At 71.6% G+C, this 20,072-nt stretch carries 15 protein-coding genes; 12 read left to right on the top strand and 3 right to left on the bottom strand.

All coding sequences use genetic code 11. The annotated features are described in order from the left end of the window. Positions 1–60: 60 nt before the first annotated feature. The 3 genes from ACIF9R_RS19440 (at position 61) to ACIF9R_RS19430 (ending at position 2,200) form a co-directional block, all read left to right on the top strand. Positions 61–684, top strand: coding sequence for a TetR/AcrR family transcriptional regulator (locus ACIF9R_RS19440; protein WP_399981379.1), 624 nt, complete (start codon positions 61–63; stop codon positions 682–684). 81 nt (positions 685–765) lie between these two features. Continuing rightward, positions 766–1,467, top strand: a complete 702-nt coding sequence (locus tag ACIF9R_RS19435; protein WP_399981376.1) for a ribonuclease HII — start codon at positions 766–768, stop codon at positions 1,465–1,467. A 67-nt stretch (positions 1,468–1,534) separates the two neighbouring features. Further along, complete coding sequence (locus ACIF9R_RS19430; RefSeq protein ID WP_399981374.1) at positions 1,535–2,200, top strand: hypothetical protein; 666 nt, start codon at positions 1,535–1,537, stop codon at positions 2,198–2,200. Positions 2,201–2,509: 309 nt separating this feature from the next. On the opposite strand, the gene ACIF9R_RS19425 is transcribed toward ACIF9R_RS19430, so the two are convergent. Further along, complete coding sequence (locus tag ACIF9R_RS19425) at positions 2,510–3,124, bottom strand: hypothetical protein (RefSeq protein WP_399981371.1); 615 nt, start codon at positions 3,122–3,124, stop codon at positions 2,510–2,512. A 213-nt stretch (positions 3,125–3,337) separates the two neighbouring features. Next, positions 3,338–5,503, bottom strand: coding sequence for a RecQ family ATP-dependent DNA helicase (locus ACIF9R_RS19420; protein WP_399981369.1), 2,166 nt, complete (start codon positions 5,501–5,503; stop codon positions 3,338–3,340). A gap of 149 nt (positions 5,504–5,652) precedes the next feature. On the opposite strand from ACIF9R_RS19420, the gene ACIF9R_RS19415 reads away from it, so the two are divergent. The 6 genes from ACIF9R_RS19415 (at position 5,653) to ACIF9R_RS19390 (ending at position 14,749) form a co-directional block, all read left to right on the top strand. Next, the gene (locus ACIF9R_RS19415) at positions 5,653–7,380 is read left to right on the top strand and encodes a DUF4192 domain-containing protein (RefSeq protein ID WP_399981366.1); all 1,728 of its coding nucleotides are present in this window, start codon (positions 5,653–5,655) and stop codon (positions 7,378–7,380) included. 568 nt (positions 7,381–7,948) lie between these two features. Then, positions 7,949–8,707, top strand: a complete 759-nt coding sequence (locus ACIF9R_RS19410; protein WP_399981363.1) for an NUDIX domain-containing protein — start codon at positions 7,949–7,951, stop codon at positions 8,705–8,707. 108 nt (positions 8,708–8,815) lie between these two features. After that, on the top strand, positions 8,816–10,723 hold the full coding sequence (locus ACIF9R_RS19405) for an ATP-binding cassette domain-containing protein (RefSeq protein WP_399981361.1): 1,908 nt from the start codon (positions 8,816–8,818) through the stop codon (positions 10,721–10,723). Between the two features lie 163 nt (positions 10,724–10,886). After that, a complete protein-coding gene (locus ACIF9R_RS19400; protein ID WP_399981359.1) occupies positions 10,887–11,774 on the top strand; it encodes a FadR/GntR family transcriptional regulator in 888 nt (295 codons plus the stop codon). Between the two features lie 467 nt (positions 11,775–12,241). Beyond that, complete coding sequence (locus tag ACIF9R_RS19395) at positions 12,242–13,768, top strand: RNA polymerase sigma factor (protein WP_399981357.1); 1,527 nt, start codon at positions 12,242–12,244, stop codon at positions 13,766–13,768. 153 nt (positions 13,769–13,921) lie between these two features. Next, the gene (locus tag ACIF9R_RS19390; protein ID WP_399981355.1) at positions 13,922–14,749 is read left to right on the top strand and encodes a S1 family peptidase; all 828 of its coding nucleotides are present in this window, start codon (positions 13,922–13,924) and stop codon (positions 14,747–14,749) included. A 171-nt stretch (positions 14,750–14,920) separates the two neighbouring features. Here ACIF9R_RS19390 and ACIF9R_RS19385 read toward each other — a convergent pair whose 3' ends face one another. Next, on the bottom strand, positions 14,921–15,148 hold the full coding sequence (locus tag ACIF9R_RS19385) for a hypothetical protein (RefSeq protein WP_103541389.1): 228 nt from the start codon (positions 15,146–15,148) through the stop codon (positions 14,921–14,923). A 441-nt stretch (positions 15,149–15,589) separates the two neighbouring features. Here ACIF9R_RS19385 and ACIF9R_RS19380 point away from each other — a divergent pair, with 441 nt between their 5' ends. From ACIF9R_RS19380 to ACIF9R_RS19370, 3 genes are all read left to right on the top strand, one after another. Beyond that, on the top strand, positions 15,590–17,713 hold the full coding sequence (locus ACIF9R_RS19380; RefSeq protein ID WP_399981352.1) for a type IIA DNA topoisomerase subunit B: 2,124 nt from the start codon (positions 15,590–15,592) through the stop codon (positions 17,711–17,713). Positions 17,714–17,809: 96 nt separating this feature from the next. Next, positions 17,810–18,265, top strand: coding sequence for a DUF485 domain-containing protein (locus tag ACIF9R_RS19375; RefSeq protein WP_399981350.1), 456 nt, complete (start codon positions 17,810–17,812; stop codon positions 18,263–18,265). After that, the gene (locus tag ACIF9R_RS19370; RefSeq protein WP_399981347.1) at positions 18,262–19,854 is read left to right on the top strand and encodes a cation acetate symporter; all 1,593 of its coding nucleotides are present in this window, start codon (positions 18,262–18,264) and stop codon (positions 19,852–19,854) included. The genes ACIF9R_RS19375 and ACIF9R_RS19370 overlap by 4 nt, the downstream gene beginning before the upstream one ends. Positions 19,855–20,072: the final 218 nt, after the last annotated feature.

The following is a 20,072-nucleotide window of genomic DNA, read 5'->3' as shown; positions in this document are numbered from 1 at the left end:
CGCGCTGTGCGCCTTTCATCCCCGAATGCCCATGTCCGCCGCTCGTTGGAGAGAGTTCAGATGGTTACTTCGAGCTGGGCGACCGCTCACGCCCGGACGGCCGCTTCCCGCCGTCGCGGCGCAGTGCTGGATCGCGCGATCCTCGATGCCGCCCTGGAGCAGCTGAGTACGGTCGGCTGGAACGGCCTGACGATGGAGGGTGTCGCCGCCGCCGCCCAGACCGGCAAGGCCGCCGTCTACCGGCGCTGGTCGTCCAAGGAGGATCTGGTCGCGGACGCGCTCCGGGCCGGCCTGCCGCAGTTCGACGCGGTACCGGACCTGGGGAGCGTGCGCGAGGATCTGCTGGACCTGTGCCGGCGAGCGCGCGATGCGATGTTCTCCCCCGCCGGGTTCGCGGTGCGCTCGGTGATTTACGAATGTGACAGCGCACAGGCCGAGCGCTTCCATGCCGTCATCTTCGAGGGGGTCGTGGAGCCGGTCCTCAGAATGCTGCGTGAGGTGATCGAGCGTGGAATCAAGCGGGGAGAGGCGCGTGCCGAGGCGGCGAACGGCTGTGTCTTCGACGTCCTCCCGGCGATGATGATGTACCGGTCGAAGATGTGCGGCAGTGAACTCGCGGACGTCGATCTGGAGGAGATGATCGACCAGTTGATGGTTCCGCTGCTGCGGTGCGGCGGCTCGTGATCCGCGCGCCGCGCGGCCCCCGGTGTCACCCGGGGACCGGGGTGTCGCGCGTCGTCACGGGCGGCGTACGCTAAGGGCGCCATGCCGTACGAACCACCTACTCACACCGTCGAGCGCTCACTGCGCGCCACGACCGGGGCGAAGATCGTCGCAGGTGTCGACGAGGTGGGGCGCGGCGCCTGGGCCGGCCCGGTCACCGTCTGTGCGGCGATCACCGGACTGCGCCGGCCCCCGGAGGGTCTGACCGACTCCAAGCTCCTCACCGTCAAGCGGCGCACCGCGCTCGCCGAGACGTTGCGGACCTGGGTGACGTCGCACGCCCTGGGGCACGCCTCGCCCGAGGAGATCGACGAACTGGGAATGACGGCCGCGCTGCGGCTGGCGGCGGTGCGCGCTCTGGAGGCGCTGCCGGTCCGGCCCGACGCGGTGATCCTCGACGGCAAGCACGACTATCTCGGGTCTCCCTGGCGGGTCCGTACGGTCATCAAGGGTGACCAGTCGTGCGTGGCGGTCGCGGCGGCCTCGGTGATCGCCAAGGTTCAGCGCGACAAAATGATGGCCGAACTGGGCGTCGACCATGCAGACTTCGGTTTTGCGGACAACGCCGGGTATCCGTCGCCCGTGCACAAGGCCGCACTGGAGGTCCGGGGACCCACCCCGTACCACCGGTTGTCGTGGGCGTATCTTGATGCGCTGCCCCAGTGGCGGCACCTCAAGAAGGTCCGCGGCTGGACCGACGCGCGTGTTCCGGAGATCGAGGGCCAGCTCGGCTTCGACTTCTGACGCACCGCTCGCACTGATGTGCCACCCGGCGGCGCGAGCCGCACCGACGTTTGATAAGAATCAGCTTATGCCTCTCCCTCCCGAGGAGCCTCAGATTCACGAGAGTGCCCAGGGTCCCCACGCCGCGCCGGCCAACGGCCGCACCGCGTCGACCCCCCGCCCCGTACCCGGTCCCCGCCCCGCGGCTCCGTCGCGTCCCGGTCGTCCCGGCCCGCCGCGGCCCGCGCCGCCGGCGCAGCGTGCGCCGCGCGATGCGGCTCCCGCGGCCAAGCCCGCCGCGGCAACCGAGCCCGGTCCCACGCCCGAGCCCGGTTCCGCGGACCGGTCCGCACCCGCTGCGGTCACCCCGCAGATCCAGTTGATCCCGGCCTCGGCCGAGGGGGCGCTCGCCGCCGCCGAGGAGGCCGTGGACCTGCTGCTGGACTCGGGCCGCGCCCCCGGTGACATGCTGGTGGTCACCACCGGCGAGCCGCACCCGTGGGCAACCCACGAACTGTCCTTCGGTGAAGCCTCCTACTGGGCGCAGCACGATGCCGGCGACGACGTCTTCTACGCGGACGCCCGGGTGGCGGACCGCGCCGGAACGCGGCCCGTCGTCGTGGTCGCCGTCAACGGAGGCCCGGAGGCCGCGGCCGTCTCCGCGCTGTCGGTGGCTCATACCCGGGCCGGTGCCCTGCTGATCGTCTGCGGCGACCCGCAGCGGATCAACTCGGTGCTGGGCGCGACTGTCTGAGCCGGCGCCACGGTGGTCGAGCGGACGCCGTGGGGTGGTGCGAATGCCGTGGCTGCGGCGTCCGCCCGTGCGGCGTCCGGGCATGCCCTGGCCCGAGGGCCGACGCACGCCTGCCCCTGCCGTCCTGATGCCATGGCCGCGGACGGGGCGGCCGAGGCGGGGCCTGACGCGGCGTCGGCGGTTCCGCGCGGTCCCGTGCCCGAACGGCCGCGCGGGCCCGGTGTCCGGACGAGGACGGGTGTTCCGCCGACACCGTCCGCGGAACGGCGCCCGGCACCGTCCGCAGGCGTGCGGCCGTCCGCGGGAACGTCAGCGCGCCGCCGCGCGGCGCAGCACGTCCGACGCGACACCGCCGGTGCGTGGTATCCGGGGTGGCGCCTCGGACAGCGCGAACGGCTCCGGTGCCGAGCTCGCATTGGGGTGGCGGCCACCCCGCCCCTCACCGAGCACCTGCCAGCCGTCACGGGTGAGCGTGATGTACGCCCCGCAGCGCAGCCCGTGCAGGGTGCAGGCGTCCCGCAGGCCCCACATCCACGCGCCGTCCTCCTCCGTCCAACGGGCTTCGCCGTCACGGCAGTAGAGCAGCACGGCGGTGCGCACCGGTGTGCGGCGCCGCAGGTCGTGGGGGATGACCCGGCGCAGCTGGGCCAGCAGCACGTTGCGCAGCATCCAGCCGTCCGCGGCGGAGGTGCGGCGGGTGAACGAGGCGCTCGCCCGCAGACGTTCGTCCGGGTCGAGCACGGCGACGACCGCGGTCGCCGGACCGGGACGGTGCCGTGCGTGCAGTCCGCTGACGACCTCGCGCGGATTGCGCAGCAGCGGGATTCCCGCGGCGGCCCACTCCGCGGGCTCGAGCACACGCGTGGCGGAAGCGGCGGACGTCGACAGCGATGCCGCCGAGGACGGAGCGAATCCGAAGGTCACGGTCCTCCCTTCGGCTACGCCCGCACTGCGGGCGGGGTCGGATTCGGGGAGCGCGCACGCAACAGAGCCCTACCTGATCGGCGGGCGAGCCGTGCGGGTGCGGACTTCAATTCTTCCTGTCGAACTTGGATGCGGCAACGAGCAATTGGGACAGCAGCCCGGTATCGGACGTTCTACGGCTAATATCCCCACCCGCGGGGTGGACTGAATCCATCAGCCCTGTACGGCCAGCACCAGCGGCAGTACGCCCTGTGCACCGGCACGCCGCAGCAGGCGCGCCGCGACCGCGAGGGTCCAGCCCGTCTCGGTGTAGTCGTCGACCAGGAGAACCGGGCCGTCCGCCCGCGCGAGTGCGGCCGCGAGGTCGGGCGGCACGGTGAGTGCCCCGTCGAGGGCCTTGAGGCGCTGTGCGCTGTTGCTCCGGGGAGCGGGCTGCGCCTCCCCCGTGTAGGACACCGACCCCAGCAGCGGCAGCCGGCCGACCTCCGCGATGCGCTCCCCCAGGGAGTGGATCAGCCGGGGCCGGGTGCGCGAGGCGAGGGTCACCACCCCCACGGGCCGGGGCCGGGCGTCCGCCGCGCCTGAGGCCCAGCCGCCGGGGCCCTTGGCCCAGTCGGCCAGCACGCCCACCACGGCGCCCGCGACATCGTCCGGTACCGGCCCGTCCGGTGCCTGGGGCGCGAGCATCGGCCGCAGCCGGTTGCCCCAGCCGATGTCCGACAGACGCCCCAGAGCCCTCCCTTGAGCGGCCTGTTCCCCGGCCGGAATACGGCCCTTGAGCTCCATGCCGATCGCCGGCAGACCGGTGGGCCACATCTTCCGGGGCTCCACCTCGACGCCCGCCCGGACCAGGTCCACCCGGGCCGCCTCGAGTGCCACCGCGGAGGCCTCCGCGGTGTAGCGCGCGCCCGCGCAGTTGTCGCAGCGGCCGCAGGGCTTGGCGCCCTCGTCGTCCAACTGGCGCTGCAGGAACTCCATCCGGCAGTCGGAGGTCGCGGCGTACTCGCGCATCGCCTGCTGTTCGGTCTTGCGCTGGCGTGCCACCCAGGCGTACCGCTCGGCGTCGTACGTCCACGGCCGGCCGGTGCCGATCCAGCCGCCCTTGACCCGCTTCACCGCCCCGTCCACGTCGAGCACCTTGAGCATGGTCTCCAGCCGGGAGCGGCGCAGCTCCACCAGCGGCTCGAGGGCCGGCAGCGACATGGGCCGCTCCGCACGCGCGAGGACGTCGAGGGTGCGACGCACCAGGTCCTCCGAGGGGAAGGCGAGCGAGGCGAAGTACTCCCAGATCGCCTCGTCCTCCTTCCCGGGAAGGAGCAGCACCTCGGCATGCCGGACACCGCGACCGGCACGGCCCACCTGCTGGTAGTAGGAGATGGGGGAGGACGGTGAGCCGAGATGGACCACGAAGCCAAGGTCGGGCTTGTCGAAGCCCATGCCGAGTGCGGAGGTGGCGACCAGCGCCTTCACCTTGTTGGCCAGCAGGTCCTCCTCGGCCTGCCGGCGGTCGGCGTCCTCCGTCCGGCCGGTGTACGAGGCGACGGTGTGACCGCGCTGCCGCAGGAAGGCGGTGACCTCCTCGGCGGCGGCCACGGTCAGTGTGTAGATGATCCCCGAACCCGGGAGTTCGTCCAGATGGTCGGAAAGCCAGGCCATCCGGTGGGCGGCGTCCGGCAGGGGTAGCACGCTCAGGCTCAGACTCTCCCGGTTCAGCGGACCCCGCAGGACCAGCGCGTCCGACGAGCCGCCCGTGCCGAGTTGCTCCGCGACGTCGGCGGTGACGCGCGCGTTGGCGGTGGCGGTGGTGGCGAGTACGGGTACGCCGTCGGGGAGGTCGCTGAGCATGGTGCGCAGCCGGCGGTAGTCCGGGCGGAAGTCGTGGCCCCAGTCGGAGATGCAGTGTGCCTCGTCGACCACGAGGAGCCCGGTCGCCGCGGAGAGCCTGGGCAGGACCTGGTCGCGGAAGTCCGGGTTGTTCAGCCGCTCGGGACTCACCAGCAGCACATCCACATCGCCCGCGGCGATCTCTTGCTGGACCGATTCCCATTCCTCGCTGTTGGAGGAGTTGATGGTCCGGGCGCGGATGCCGGCTCTGGCCGCCGCCTCCACCTGGTTGCGCATGAGCGCCAGGAGCGGGGAGACGATCACGGTGGGGCCGCTGCCCCGAGCCCGCAGCAGTGACGTGGCCACGAAGTAGACGGCGGACTTGCCCCAGCCCGTGCGCTGGACGACCAGGGCCCGTCGCTTGTCGGCGACCAGCGCCTCGATGGCCCGCCACTGGTCCTCGCGAAGCCGGGCCTCGCCCGAGGTGTCCCCGACGAGTCGGGCGAGGACCGTGTCGGCGTCCGCCCGGAGATCCGCGTTGCTCGTGTGCTCCATGGGACCCATACAACAGGACGGCACCGACATGCGGTCGGGCGCTGCTGGGTTCAGGTGGAACACCCCGCAGCGGTGGGACGGGCGACAGGCGCCGGCGCGAGTTATCCACAGGGGAACCGGAATCTCGTAATCCGCGAGATCGTCTGGGCATGACGAATCACAGCGAAACCACTGGATCCCCCGAGAACGGTGACATTTCAGGGCATGACAGGCGTGCGCACGCCGGCCTTCCGCCGCGGGACCGGCCGGACGACGGCACGGAGCACGGCACTCCGACCCCCGAGGACATCGGCCGCACCGCGTACGACGGCCATGGCGATGTACAGCAGGTCACGCTGCGCAGCCCGTCCGAGCTCGCCGACGCCCTGCCCTACCTCCTCGGCTACCGCCCCGAGGACAGCATCGTGCTGGTCGCCCTGCACGACAGGGACGGCCGCGGCCGCTTCGGCGGCCGTGCCAGGCTCGGTATCCCCGGCAACGCGGACGACTGGCCCGCCGCCGCCCGTCAGCTGGTCCACGGCCTGGTGACGGGCAGCGAGCGCCGGGGCGCCCGGCCCGAACAGATGGTCGTCTTCCTCTGCCGCGAGCCGGGCCGGGACGAATCCGGCCGGCAGGTCAAGGAGCGACTGGGTCCGCTCGCCCGCACCCTGCGTCTGGAGTGCGGTGCCCTGGACATCCCGGTCGTGGAGGCCCTGTGCGTCTCGGGCGGCCGCTTCTGGTCGTACTGCTGTGACGTGGAGGCATGCTGTCCGGCCGAGGGGACACCGCTGGGCCTGCCCGGCACCTCGGTGCTGGCCGCCGCCGCGGCCTACGCCGGACTCCAGGTTCGCGGCACTCTGGGCGAACTGCGCGCCAGGTTCCTGCCCTGGGAGACCCCGGCGTCCCTCGAACAGCAGAAGGCGCTGGACGCCGCCGGAATGGCGCTGGTCCCCAGGATCCTCGACGCGGCGAGCCGCCAGGAGGTGGCCGCTCGGACGCTGAGCCTGGCCGAGCGGGTCATGGACCGCCTCGCCGCCGCCCCGCCCGTGTCCGGCACGCTTCCCGCGGATCTGCGGGACGACGATCTGCTCGGGCACGACGAGGCCGCGACGCTGATCCTCGGCCTGCAGGACCGCACGACCCGCGACCGTGCGGCCGAGTGGATGGAGGGCGTCGAGGCGGGTGCCGCTCTCCGTCTGTGGCGCGCACTGGCGCGCCGCTGCGTCGGACCGTACGGCGAGCACGCCGCGGCGCCCCTCACCCTCGCCGGGTGGGTCGCCTGGTCCACCGGTGACGAACTGGAGGCCCGCGAGGCACTCGCCATGGCGCTCGGGGCCGACCCCGACTACCTCTTCGCCCGTCTGCTGCATCAGGCGTGCAACGAGGGCCTCGACCCGGAGTCGGTCCGCCGCTGTCTGCGCACCGAACGCGAGAGCCATGAAGACACGCCCCCCGACGCGCCGGCCGTGGACACGGACCCGGGCGGGCGGACCGGCCACGGGTCCTTGCCGTCCCCCCTCGATTCTGGCCCGGCAGCGTCCGGGGCGGACCATGGCCGGGTGCGGGCACCGGGCGCGGGACCAGGGGCTGCCGGCCCGGATGTGCCCGCTCTGCCCCGCGGGCACCGCACACGCGCGTCCGGGCAGGGCGGTGGTGCGTCCCGGCGGGTGCGCGCGGAGGACGGCCGGCCGGGAGGACGCCTACCGCGTCCGCGGGCGGCGGCGGGGAGCACCCGCCCCGGCGCGGGCGCGGCAGGCGGCGCGCGCCCTGGCGGTGGGGAAGGGCGCGGGAAGCGGCCCGGCGGCGCGCGTCCGGGCCCGGCGGTTCCGGGCGCACGAAACGGTGTCCGGCAGGAAAGGCCGCAGACCGGTCGTCAGATCGGTGACGGCGAGGAATGAGAGATGACGACCATGTCCGGAAGGGAGGCACGGCGGACAGGGGGGCGGTGGGCGCGGCCTGGGACGTGACCAGGACCAGACCGGTGCCGTTCACCTGAGCGGGGACCGCCTGGACAGCGTGCGCACCCACCGCACCTGTCCGGCCGAACGTGCTCTCGGGTCGTGCCCGCCCCAGGCGCTGCGGGTACGGAGAAGGCCTCCCTCCCACCGGCCGGCCGGTGGGCCTGCCACGGCTCCCGGCTGCGCCGGGCCCCAGGCGGAAGACCTCTACGCTCTGCCCCACACGGCAGGCGCGCACGCGGGCGCGACGGCCGCGGGGCGGCGAACACGCGCAACAAACCAGCGGCAGGCGAAGGGGTCTCCACCGTGCCTGACGGCGACTGGGCCCGGTGCCGGGTCCGTTGGCCGGGCGGAAAGCCGCTCCCGGTGCGGTCGGAACAGCGCCGCCGACCGCGCTTGGTTCCCGGGGAGGCCGCTGCGGGGAAACCCGACCCGCCCGCGGGCGGAGCTTTCCGGTGCGACCGGCGAAGGGAGTGTTTATCGTCAGGCAGACGACTATGATCACCGCATGCCTTACGACCCGTCAGCCTTTCCGCCCTTCGCCGTCACCGTGGACCTGGTCGTGCTGACCGTGCGCCGTCATGCGCTGTGCGCGCTGGCGGTACGCAGGGGCGAACCGCCGTTCCAGGGGCGCTGGGCGCTCCCGGGCGGCTTCGTACGGGCCGACGAGGATCTGGCGCAGGCGGCGGCCCGGGAACTGGCCGAGGAAACGGGGCTGCAGGTGCACGACCCGGCCGTCCCCGCCCAGGACCACGGCGCTCACCTGGAACAGCTCGCCACCTACGGTGATCCCGAACGCGATCCACGGATGCGTGTCGTCAGTGTCGCGCATCTCGCGCTGGCCCCCGACCTGCCCGCGCCCCGGGCCGGCGGTGACGCCAGCAACGCACGCTGGGCGCCCGTCGACGAACTGCTGCAGCAAGGAGGTCACGGCCGGGACGGTGAGCCGGTGGCACCGCTCGCCTTCGACCACGCGCAGATCCTGTCGGACGGGGTGGAGCGCGCCCGTTCCAAGATCGAGTACTCCTCGCTGGCGACGGCCTTCTGTCCGCCCGAGTTCACCGTCGGCGAGCTGCGCCGGGTCTACGAGGCGGTCTGGGGCGTGGCGCTGGACCCGCGCAACTTCCACCGCAAGGTGACGGGCACGCCCGGCTTCCTGGTCCCGACCGGAGGCACGACCACCCGGCAGGGTGGCCGCCCCGCCCAGCTCTTCCGGGCCGGCGGCGCCACTCTGCTCAACCCCCCGATGCTGCGCCCCGAGGTCTGACGCGAAGGCCCGGGCCGGCCGTCGGCGGGCCCCGGCGGCACGTACGTCCCTGCGCAGCGAGCCGCGTGATGCCCGAAAAATCCCCATTGGCGCGCTATCTTGCATCGGGTGATCCAGGCCATCGGACTGACCAGCAGCCCCCGTAAAGAGCTCCCTCCCGCCGTCGACGACGTCTCCTTCGAGGCGCACGCGGGACGCGTCACCGCGTTGCTCGGAGCGCCGGGAGCCGGCAAGACGGCGGCGCTCGGGCTGATGCTCGAACTCCAACGCGGGCGTGGCATCACCTACTTCAGAGGCCGCCCGCTCCACCGCATCCCTCACCCCGCCCGCGAGGTCGGCGTCCTGCTGGGCGAGGTACCGGGGCACCCCGCGCGCACGGTACGTGGACATCTCCGCATGCTCTGCGCGGCCTCGGGTGTTCCGGGCCGCCGTGCCGACGAAGTCCTCGAAGCGGTGGGGCTCGTGAGTCTGCGCGACGAACGCCTCGGCACCCTGTCGCGCGGCATGGACCGCCGCCTGGGCCTGGCCTGCGCGCTCCTGCCGGACCCCCATACGCTCGTGCTGGACGACCCCGCGCGGGGGCTCTCCCCCGGGGAGAAACAGTGGCTGCACGGGCTGCTCCGGACGCACGCGGCCCAGGGCGGCACGGTGCTGTGCACGACGGCGGACCCGAAGGAGGCCGCGCGGATCGCGGACCACGTGGTCACGCTGGAAGGGGGAAGGCTCGTCGCCGACCAGGAGGCCGCGGAGTTCCGCCGCACCCGGCTGCGCCCCCGTGTGGCGGTCCGCAGCCCGCACGCCGCACGCCTTTCGGTTCTGCTGGCGCAGGAGGCACGCACCACGCAGCGGTCCGTCGAGGTCGTGCGGGAGGGCGGCAACCGCCTCTGCGTCTACGGCAGTAGCTGCGCGGCCATCGGTGAGACAGCGTTCCGCAACGGTATCGTCGTGCACCAACTGGCCGACGAGGTGGGCGACATGGGCCCCGGCGCGGGGGCGGTGGAACAGGCCGCGGACGCTGTGGAGCCCGCGGCGGACGCCCCCCGGCAGGCAGTGGCCGCCGCCCCGGCCGAAGAAGCCACCCTCACGCCCGTGCCCGGCGACCGGACCGCGCCCGGGGAAGCCGGTGCCGAGGGCTCCGGGCAGGCCTCCCCGCGCGGCCCGCGCCGGACCGGCCGCCGCACGCTCCACGCCGGCCACGCGTCCGACGGCGGGGCCGCCTTGCCCCCACCCGTCTCCGTACGTCCCGCGCCCCGGCCGCTGCGTCCCGTCCGCTACGAGATCCGCCGTGCCACCGGTGTCGGCACGGGATACCTCGTCGGGGCCGTGGTGCTCCTCGTGTCCGCGCTCACCGCCGTACTGCTGGCGCGCGTCGGGCACACCCCGCAGCCGCGACTGCTGGCCGCCTGGCCGCAGGAGTTGCCGCTGCCGCCCGCGGCCCTCGGGGCGGGACTGCTCGGCGCGCTGGCCTTCGGCGACGAGTTCCGGCACCCCGCGCTGGCGGCGGACCGCGGCACCGTCCCCCGGCGCCTGGGGCTGCTGACCGCGAAACTCCTCGTCGCCTCGGCCACCGCGCTGGTGCTGGCCGTCCTGACCGTCGGATGCGACGCCGAACTGCTCTACCTCGTCTACGGAGCGGAGGTCGTCCGGGTTCCCGCCGACTGGCTCCCGCTGAGTGCGGCGTGGCTCGGCCTGGTGACGGGGTGCGCCTGCGCCGGCGTACTGGCCGCGGGCGTCTTCCGGTCCACCACCGCCGGGGTGGCGGCGGTTGTCGCCGTACCCCTCCTCGTCGTACCGCTCGTGCGCAAGGTCTTCGAAGGCCCGTCGGTGCGTACCCCGGCCCCCCTTTCGGAGCGGCTGCGCGAGGGGCTGCCGCTCAGGTGGCCCTTCGGGGGAGAGCACCGGCTGGACGCGGTGCTGCGTGTGATCGCCCAACCCGTGGGCGGAGCACTGGCGTTGTCACTGGCGGTGCTGCTCTGCGCGTACCTGATCACCAACCTGCGCAGCAGAGTCCGATGACGACCGTCCCTGCGCATATCAGCCCGCTCATGCCCACAACTTATCGCGAAAAGCCCACTTCTTTACGATAAGGCGTCAATTGCGACGAGGTGAGCGATCACCCTTTCGTGTGCTTTTCACCAAAGACCTCAAGGGAGTTGGAAACGACGCCGACAAAGGATGCGTGAGTACCCTTGCGCACACCATGATGACCGCCGCCCGCTCCGCAGACTCCGGCCTCGCGAGCCCGGGCGAAATCGACCGCTACCCCTACGGCGAAGCGCCCCCCGCCGACCGTGCCGGGGCCCCCGTCTGGGACGCCGCGGACCCGGAGCTCGGCCGTGTGGGTCGGCGCGCCGGGGGCAGCCGCGGACGCGGACTGCACGGCCAACTCGTCCAGCAGTTGGGGCAGATGATCGTTTCGGGAGACCTGGGCGCTGACCGCCCGCTGGTGCCGGAGGAGATCGGCCAGCGCTTCGAGGTCTCCCGCACCGTCGTCCGCGAGTCGCTCCGTGTCCTGGAGGCCAAGGGCCTGGTCAGCGCCCGGCCGAACGTCGGCACGCGCGTGCGCCCCGTCAGTGACTGGAACCTCCTCGATCCGGACATCATCGAGTGGCGGGCCTACGGGCCGCAGCGCGACGACCAGCGCCGTGAGCTCAGCGAGCTGCGCTGGACGATCGAGCCGCTCGCTGCCCGCCTCGCGGCCGGTCACGGGCGGGAGGACGTCCAGCAGCGCCTGTCCGACATGGTGGAGATCATGGGGCACGCGATGGGACAGGGGGACGCGCTGACGTTCGCCCGTGCCGACTCCGAGTTCCACTCCCTGCTCATCCAGGTGGCGGGCAACCGGATGCTGGAGCACCTCTCCGGGATCGTCTCCGCCGCCCTGCATGTGTCCGGTGGCCCGGTCACGGGCTGTGAGCGGCCGAACGAGACCTCCCCGGCGCACCACGGCCGGATCCTCGACGCCCTCGCGAGCGGCGACGGCGCGGCGGCCGAGGCGGCCATGCGGCAGCTCCTCACCGTCCATCCCGAGGTGGAACGGGTGGTGCCCGCCCCGCGCGAGCACTGACCGCGTTCCACGGACGGCCCGGTGCGGCGTGCCACCCCCTCCTGTGGCAGCGTCTCGCCGTCGCGTCGTCCCCCGCCGGGCCCTGTGGGATCGTCGACCGATCCCCCAGGGTCCGACGGCGAGAAGGGCGCAGAGGCCCATAGAGGCCCATAGAGGCCCATGGAGGTCCGGAGAGGCCCGCGGGGACGACCTCCTCGCCCCTGAGTGAACACTTCTGTCCTTGTATGGGCGCTTATGATTATTTACGGGGTGTGACTCGGGCCACGCGAATTGGGCGTAACGCTCCTGGGGAGAACGCGATGACCTAAGAGGTGACAGCCGTGGAAGGAATACGGACGCCAGTCATGGCGCTGTGCATCTTCCCGGCCCACGCCCGCGCCGTCGGCCCATCCCCAAGCCGGCGGTCGGCCCCTGTTCCCCTGTGGACGGGGCCGGAAGCCGTTTTCCAACGTTCCGAGAGGTTGTTCGTGTCGGCCAGCACATCCCGTACGCTCCCGCCGGAGATCGCCGAGTCCATCTCTGTCATGGCGCTCATCGAGCGGGGAAAGGCTGAGGGGCAGATCGCCGGCGACGACGTGCGTCGGGCCTTCGAAGCTGACCAGATTCCGGCCACTCAGTGGAAGAACGTACTGCGCAGCCTCAACCAGATCCTCGAGGAAGAGGGTGTGACGCTGATGGTCAGTGCCGCAGAACCCAAGCGCACCCGAAAGAGCGTCGCAGCGAAGAGTCCCGCCAAGCGCACCGCCACCAAGACGGTCGCGGCCAAGGCGACGACCACCCGCAAGGCCACCGCCACCGCCACCCCGGCGGCGCCCGACGACGACCCCGCCGTCGAGGAGGAGGCACCCGCCAAGAAGGCGGCTGCCAAGAAGACCACCGCCAAGAAGGCGACCGCGAAGAAGGCCACGGCCAAGAAGACGGCCGCCAAGAAGACCGCGGCCAAGAAGGACGACGCCGAGCCGGTCGACGAGGAGACCGCCGAGGACGCCAAGGCGGAGGAGCCCGAGGGCACCGAGAACGCCGGTTTCGTGCTCTCCGACGAGGACGAGGACGACGCGCCCGCCCAGCAGGTCGCCGCCGCCGGCGCCACCGCCGACCCGGTCAAGGACTACCTCAAGCAGATCGGCAAGGTCCCCCTGCTCAACGCCGAGCAGGAGGTCGAGCTCGCCAAGCGCATCGAGGCGGGACTGTTCGCCGAGGACAAGCTGGCGAACTCCGACAAGCTGGCGCCGAAGCTCAAGCGCGAGCTGGAGATCATCGCGGAGGACGGGCGCCGGGCCAAGAACCACCTCCTGGAGGCCAACCTCCGTCTGGTGGTCTCCCTGGCCAAGCGCTACACCGGTCGCGGCATGCTCTTCCTGGACCTCATCCAGGAGGGCAACCTCGGTCTGATCCGCGCGGTGGAGAAGTTCGACTACACCAAGGGCTACAAGTTCTCCACGTACGCCACCTGGTGGATCCGTCAGGCGATCACCCGCGCGATGGCCGACCAGGCCCGCACCATCCGTATCCCGGTGCACATGGTCGAGGTCATCAACAAGCTCGCGCGTGTGCAGCGCCAGATGCTCCAGGACCTGGGCCGCGAGCCCACCCCGGAGGAGCTCGCCAAGGAACTCGACATGACCCCGGAGAAGGTCATCGAGGTCCAGAAGTACGGCCGCGAGCCCATCTCCCTGCACACCCCGCTGGGCGAGGACGGCGACAGCGAGTTCGGTGACCTCATCGAGGACTCCGAGGCGGTCGTCCCGGCCGACGCGGTCAGCTTCACGCTGCTGCAGGAGCAGCTGCACTCGGTGCTCGACACCCTGTCCGAGCGCGAGGCGGGAGTCGTCTCGATGCGTTTCGGTCTCACCGACGGTCAGCCGAAGACCCTCGACGAGATCGGCAAGGTGTACGGCGTCACGCGCGAGCGCATCCGTCAGATCGAGTCCAAGACCATGTCGAAACTGCGCCACCCGTCGCGCTCCCAGGTGCTGCGCGACTACCTCGACTAGGACGTACCGCCACGACGCGTCGTGGCGCGCCGCGTCCGTGAAGGCCCGGTTCCCGTTCTCGGGAACCGGGCCTTCACGCTGCCGCGCGGGTGCGGGCCGTGGTGCGGGCGATCACTCTGGGTGCTTCAGGAGCACCCAGAGTGAGGAGCGCGCATGCGACGTCGTCTTGCCCGGGCCCTGGCCCGCCCGCTGGCCCTCGCGGCCGCGGGGAGCGTGATACCGCTGGCCTCGGCCGTTCCGGCGGCTGCCGACAGCATCGTCGTCGGGGGATTTCCCGTCGATGTCTCGCAGGGTCCGTGGACCGTGGCGCTGTCCAGCCGTGACCGGTTCGGAGGTACGCGAGCGGGACAGTTCTGCGGGGGTGTGGCGGTCGGCCGGACCACCGTGCTCACCGCGGCCCACTGCATGGACGAGGAGGTGCTGGGGACATCGCCGGAGCGGGTGCCGGATCTCAGGGTCATCGCCGGGCGTACCGAGTTGCTGTCGGATCGTGGCCAGGAGATCGCCGTGCGTGACAGCTGGGTGAACCCCGGCTATGACGGCGCCACCAATTCCGGGGACTTCGCCGTGCTCAGCCTGGCCGAGCCGCTGCCGTCGAGCTCCGTCATAGGCATGGCCGGGGCCGGAGATCCCGCCTACCGCGCGGGTACGGCGGCCACGGTCTACGGATGGGGGGACACCACGGGCTCCGGCAGCTACGCCGGCAGCCTGCACGCGGCGCGCGTACGGGTACAGCCGGACGCGCGGTGCGAGCGCGCCTATCCCGGAGGAGCCGAGGGCACCTACCGCGCCGAGACGATGCTGTGCGCGGGCGAGACGGCAGGGGGCCCCGATGCCTGCCAGGGGGACAGCGGTGGACCGCTGGTGGCGCAGGGCCGTCTGATAGGCCTCGTGTCCTGGGGCGCCGGCTGCGGCTGGGCGGGCAGCCCGGGCGTCTATACGCGGATCTCCGACGTTCTGCGGACGCTGGGCTGGTCGTAGGCCCGAGCCGGGCCCGCAGGGCCTGAGCCGGCGCTCCAGGGTGCCTGAGGCCTTCCTCCGGGCAGCCCCGGGCGCCTGTCGGCACGAGAGAACGGGCGGTTGCCTCGGAAGCCCGAGGCAACCGCCCGTTCTCCGGCCTGTGCCGGTCTGCTCGTCGTTGGACGTGAGGCGTCAGCGCTCTTCGTCGGGGGTGGTCGCCGGAGCGGTCAGCCGCTCCGTCTCGTCCTGTATCTCGGCGGCGATCTTCTTGAGTTCCGGCTCGAACTTGCGGCCGTGGTGGGCGCAGAAGAGCAGTTCTCCGCCGCTCAGCAGGACGACGCGCAGGTATGCCTGGGCGCCGCAGCGGTCGCAGCGATCGGCGGCCGTCAGTGGGCTCGCGGGGGTCAGAACAGTAGTCACGTCGCCTCTTCTCTAGCTCGACGAGCTGTCGTACCAGGGTCAACATCCAACCAGCCCCAAAACGTTCCCGCTCGTGGCTTTTCCCGAAAAAATCTTTCCGAGGTGGGTGGCTGTTGCCGGTTGGCGGCGAATGTGCCGTAGTGCGTGTCTGATGTGCCGTACGGATTCGCGTTCGTCTCGGTGGTCGGCCCTCCCGGCTGGGTTGCCGGTTGTTCATGAGGACGTGCCCGGAGCCTAAATGGTTCATGCCTGGAAGGGAACGTGATGTGTGCTTCACTCCATCGAGGGATCGAACAGGTATACGACAGTCGACTAGGGTGTGACGGAGACGAGGGTGGCGTGACAACGGCTCTACCAGGCCTCGGTACCCTCTCACCGGTGACTCAAGCCGCGCCCTTACCCATGAGGGCCCCATCTGAAATTCAGCGAGGAGCGAACCGCGTGACCGCCGAGACGTCCGTGCCGTCCACAGCGCTGCTGGCAGGAGCAGACCGGGACGGTTCCAACTACACCGCGCGGCACCTGCTCGTCCTCGAAGGGCTCGAGGCCGTGCGGAAGCGCCCCGGTATGTACATCGGATCCACCGACAGCCGTGGTCTGATGCACTGCCTCTGGGAGATCATCGACAACTCCGTCGACGAGGCACTCGGAAGCTACTGCGACCACATCGAGGTGGTCCTCCACGACGACGGCTCGGTGGAGGTACGGGACAACGGCCGGGGCATCCCGGTCGATGTCGAGCCCAAGACCGGCCTCTCCGGGGTCGAGGTCGTCATGACCAAGCTGCACGCCGGCGGCAAGTTCGGCGGCGGCTCGTACGCCGCCTCCGGCGGTCTGCACGGCGTGGGCGCCTCCGTCGTCAACGCGCTCTCCGCGCGGCTCGACGTGGAGGTGGACCGCGGCGGACACACCCATGCGATCAGCTTCCGGCGCGGCGTCCCCGGCGCCTTCGCCGCCCTGGGCCCGGACGCGAAGTTCGAGGCCAGGACCGGGCTGCGCAAGACCAAGAAGATCCCCAAGACCCGCAGCGGCACGCGTGTGCGCTACTGGGCCGACCGCCAGATCTTCCTCAAGGACGCCAAGCTCGCCCTGGAGACGCTGCACCAGCGCGCCCGCCAGACCGCGTTCCTGGTGCCCGGCCTGACCATCGTCGTCCGCGACGAGTACGGGCTCGGTGACGGCGGCAGCAAGGGTGAGGAGTCCTTCCGCTTCGATGGCGGCATCAGCGAGTTCTGCGAGTTCCTGGCCACCGACAGGCCGGTCTGCGACACTCTCCGGCTCACCGGGCAGGGCACCTTCAAGGAGACCGTCCCCGTCCTCGACGAGCACGGCCAGATGACGCCCACCGAGGTCACCCGCGAACTCGGCGTCGATGTCGCGATGCGCTGGGGAACGGGCTACGACACCACCCTCAGGTCCTTCGTCAACATCATCGCCACCCCCAAGGGCGGCACCCATGTCGCCGGCTTCGAGCAGGCGGTCGCCAAGACGATGAACGAGGTGCTGCGCGCGAAGAAGATGCTGCGTGTGGCCGAGGACGACATCGTCAAGGACGACGCCCTGGAAGGCCTCACCGCGGTGGTCACGGTCCGTCTGGCCGAGCCGCAGTTCGAGGGCCAGACCAAGGAGGTCCTCGGCACCTCGGCGGCCCGCCGCATCGTGAACGCCGTGATCGCCAAGGAACTCAAGGCGTTCCTGACCTCGACCAAGCGTGACGCGGCCCAGCAGGCCCGCGTCGTCCTGGAGAAGGCCGTCGCCGCGGCCCGGACCCGTATCGCGGCCCGCCAGCACAAGGACGCGCAGCGCCGCAAGACGGCCCTGGAGTCCTCCTCGCTGCCGGCCAAGCTCGCCGACTGCCGCAGCGACGACGTCGACCGCAGCGAGCTGTTCATCGTCGAGGGAGACTCCGCGCTCGGCACGGCGAAGCTCGCCCGGAACTCCGAGTTCCAGGCGCTTCTGCCGATCCGTGGAAAGATCCTCAACGTCCAGAAGTCGTCCGTGACGGACATGCTGAAGAACGCCGAGTGCGGCGCGATCATCCAGGTCATAGGAGCCGGCTCGGGCCGGACCTTCGACATCGACACGGCCCGCTACGGCAAGATCATCATGATGACCGACGCCGATGTCGACGGCTCCCACATCCGCACGCTGCTGCTGACGCTGTTCCACCGCTACATGCGGCCCATGGTGGAGGCGGGCCGGGTGTTCGCCGCGGTGCCGCCGCTGCACCGTATCGAGCTGATCCAGCCCAAGAAGGGCCAGGACAAGTACGTCTACACGTACTCGGACCGGGAACTGCGCGACAAGCTCATGGAGTTCCAGAGCAAGAACGTCCGCTACAAGGACTCGATCCAGCGGTACAAGGGCCTCGGTGAGATGGACGCCGACCAGCTGGCCGAGACCACCATGGACCCGCGCCACCGCACCCTGCGCCGGATCAACCTCACCGACCTGGAGGCAGCCGAGCAGGTCTTCGACCTCCTCATGGGCAACGACGTCGCCCCGCGCAAGGAGTTCATCTCCAGCTCCGCGGCCACACTGGACCGGTCCCGCATCGACGCGTAGCGGTTCCACCGGGCGCGAGCACGGCCCGGTCACCTGATGGGGTGAAGCGGAACGGGAAGAGAGTCAGGGATCTTCCCGTTCTGTCCATCCTTGGGTATGCAGCCAAGCAATTCGGGGGACGTCGGCTACGACGATCCCTGGTACGACGCCCTGGCCTCGGGCTGGGGCGAGTCGGCCGACGCGCGCGTGCCGTCGGGGCCACGCGAGCAGGACACCGTGACGGCCGCCGACGTCTACCTCGAAGTACAGCGCAGCCCGGCCTTCCGGGAAGTGCGCAGCAGGTACCGGCGGTTCGTGGTCCCGGCGGTCGTCATCTTCCTCACCTGGTACGTGGCCTACCTCGTGACCGCCACGACCTCGCCCGGCCTGATGGCGCGACCCGTCGCCGGCGCGGTGAACCTGGGGATGCTGGCGGGACTCGGCCAGTTCCTCACCACCTTCCTGCTCACCTGGGCCTATGTGCGTCACGCACGGTTGCGCAGGGACCGCGCGGCGCTGGAACTGCGCTGGGACACCCAGGAACTGGCGCGAGGCCGGGGCGGTCCGTCATGACGGCCGATCACCAGACGACGGCGCTGCTGCTGTTCGGCGTGTTCGTCGCGGTCACCCTGGGCATCACGACCTGGGTGAGCCGCCACCGGCAGGGCTCGCCCGAGGAGTTCTACGCGGGTGGCCGGCTCTTCTCCCCGATGGAGAATGGTTTTGCCATCGCGGGCGACTACATGTCGGCGGCGTCCTTCCTCGGCATCTCCGGACTCATCTGCCTCGTCGGCTACGACGGGATGCTCTACTCGGTGGGCTTCCTGGTGGCATGGCTGGTGGTTCTCTTCCTGGTCGCGGAACTGGTGCGCAACTGCGGGCGGTTCACCCTCGCCGACGTGGTCGCGGCGCGCATGCGGGAGCGGCCGGTCCGGATCGCGGCGGGGACCTCCTCGGTCACCGTGTCCGTGCTGTATCTGGTGGCGCAGATGGTGGGCGCCGGCAGTCTCGTCGCGCTGCTGCTCGGCGGCACCGGCGAGGCGGCGCGGGCCTGGACCGTGGTCGGCGTGGGCGTCCTCATGGTGATCTATGTGTCGTTGGGAGGGATGCGGGCGACCACGTGGATCCAGATCGTCAAGGCGGTCCTGCTCCTCGGCGGCACCGTCGCCCTGACCGTCCTGGTCCTGCTGCGGTTCCACGGCGACATCAACCGGCTGCTGCACACGGCGGCCGAACGCAGCGGTCACGGGGACGCGTTCCTGGCGCCGGGGCTCTCGTACGGCGGGGACCTGATCGCTCGGTTCGACTTCATCAGCCTGGGGCTCGCGCTGGTGCTCGGTACGGCGGGGCTGCCGCACATCCTGTCCCGCTTCTACACGGTGCCCACCGCGCGGGCGGCACGGCGTTCGGTCGTCTGGTCGATCGGACTCATCGGCGGCTTCTACCTGATGACGATCGTGCTCGGCTTCGGCGCCGCCGCCCTCGTCGGACCGGACGCCGTCCGCGCTTCCAACGCCTCCGGGAACACCGCGGTGCCCCTGCTCGCGCTCGACCTGGGTGGCGGCGCGGGCTCCACGGGCGGCACGGTCCTGTTCGCGATCGTCGCCGCCATCGCCTTCGCCACGATCCTCGCCGTGGTCGCCGGAATCACCCTCGCCTCCTCCGCGTCCGTCGCGCACGACCTGTACGCGTCCCTGCGGCGCCGGGGCGGAAAGCCGCGCAGCGAGGTGTCCGTGGCCCGCGTCGCCGCGGTGGGCATCGGTCTGCTCGCGATCGCCCTCGGCCTGCTGGCCCGCGACCTCAACGTCGCGTTCCTGGTGGGCCTGGCCTTCGCCGTGGCCGCCTCCGCCAATCTGCCCGTGCTGCTCTACTCCCTGTTCTGGCGCGGCTTCACCACCCGCGGTGCCGTGTGGTCCGTCTACGGAGGTCTGGTTCCGGCCGTGGTACTGGTCCTGCTGTCCCCCGTGGTGTCCGGAAGCCCCGAATCCCTCTTCCCCGGCGTCGACTTCCAGCTCTTCCCGCTGCAGAACCCCGGGCTGGTCTCCATCCCGCTGGGCTTCCTCGCGGGCTGGCTCGGCACGGTGACCTCGACCGAGGTTCCGGACGAGTCCCGGCACGCGGAGACCGAGGTGCGTTCACTGACCGGTGCGGGGGCGGTGTAGCTCGGCGGAGACGGAACGCCCCGCCATCCGTATGGAGGGAGGGCACGGTTCCTTCCCCCGCCCCCACGGGGCCGTGTCCTCAGGCGCGGGTCGCCCTCACGCAACGGCGTTCCGGGCGGCCCGCGTCCCGCGTCCGAGGGGCGGCGTGGGCCCATGGTGATCTCCGTGGCGACGGCAGCCCGGGAAGCGTCACGGTGAGGCGGGCCGGACGTCGGACG

The organism is Streptomyces sp. NPDC086080 (genome assembly GCF_044540255.1).
In the GTDB taxonomy this organism is placed as follows: Bacteria; Actinomycetota; Actinomycetes; order Streptomycetales; family Streptomycetaceae; genus Streptomyces.
The sequence above is the reverse complement of the archived record's forward strand: the minus strand, read 5'-3'. Positions and strand labels throughout refer to the sequence as shown.

Bases quoted from the DNA above. Each gene is read 5' to 3' on its own strand.
- ACIF9R_RS19390 (WP_399981355.1), top strand. From the start codon at position 13,922: ATGCGACGTCGTCTTGCCCGGGCCCTGGCCCGCCCGCTGGCCCTCGCG.
- ACIF9R_RS19420 (WP_399981369.1), bottom strand. From the start codon at position 5,503: ATGGAGCACACGAGCAACGCGGATCTCCGGGCGGACGCCGACACGGTC.
- ACIF9R_RS19370 (WP_399981347.1), top strand. From the start codon at position 18,262: ATGACGGCCGATCACCAGACGACGGCGCTGCTGCTGTTCGGCGTGTTC.
- ACIF9R_RS19440 (WP_399981379.1), top strand. From the start codon at position 61: ATGGTTACTTCGAGCTGGGCGACCGCTCACGCCCGGACGGCCGCTTCC.
- ACIF9R_RS19410 (WP_399981363.1), top strand. From the start codon at position 7,949: ATGCCTTACGACCCGTCAGCCTTTCCGCCCTTCGCCGTCACCGTGGAC.
- ACIF9R_RS19415 (WP_399981366.1), top strand. From the start codon at position 5,653: ATGACGAATCACAGCGAAACCACTGGATCCCCCGAGAACGGTGACATT.
- ACIF9R_RS19375 (WP_399981350.1), top strand. From the start codon at position 17,810: ATGCAGCCAAGCAATTCGGGGGACGTCGGCTACGACGATCCCTGGTAC.
- ACIF9R_RS19430 (WP_399981374.1), top strand. From the start codon at position 1,535: ATGCCTCTCCCTCCCGAGGAGCCTCAGATTCACGAGAGTGCCCAGGGT.
- ACIF9R_RS19435 (WP_399981376.1), top strand. From the start codon at position 766: ATGCCGTACGAACCACCTACTCACACCGTCGAGCGCTCACTGCGCGCC.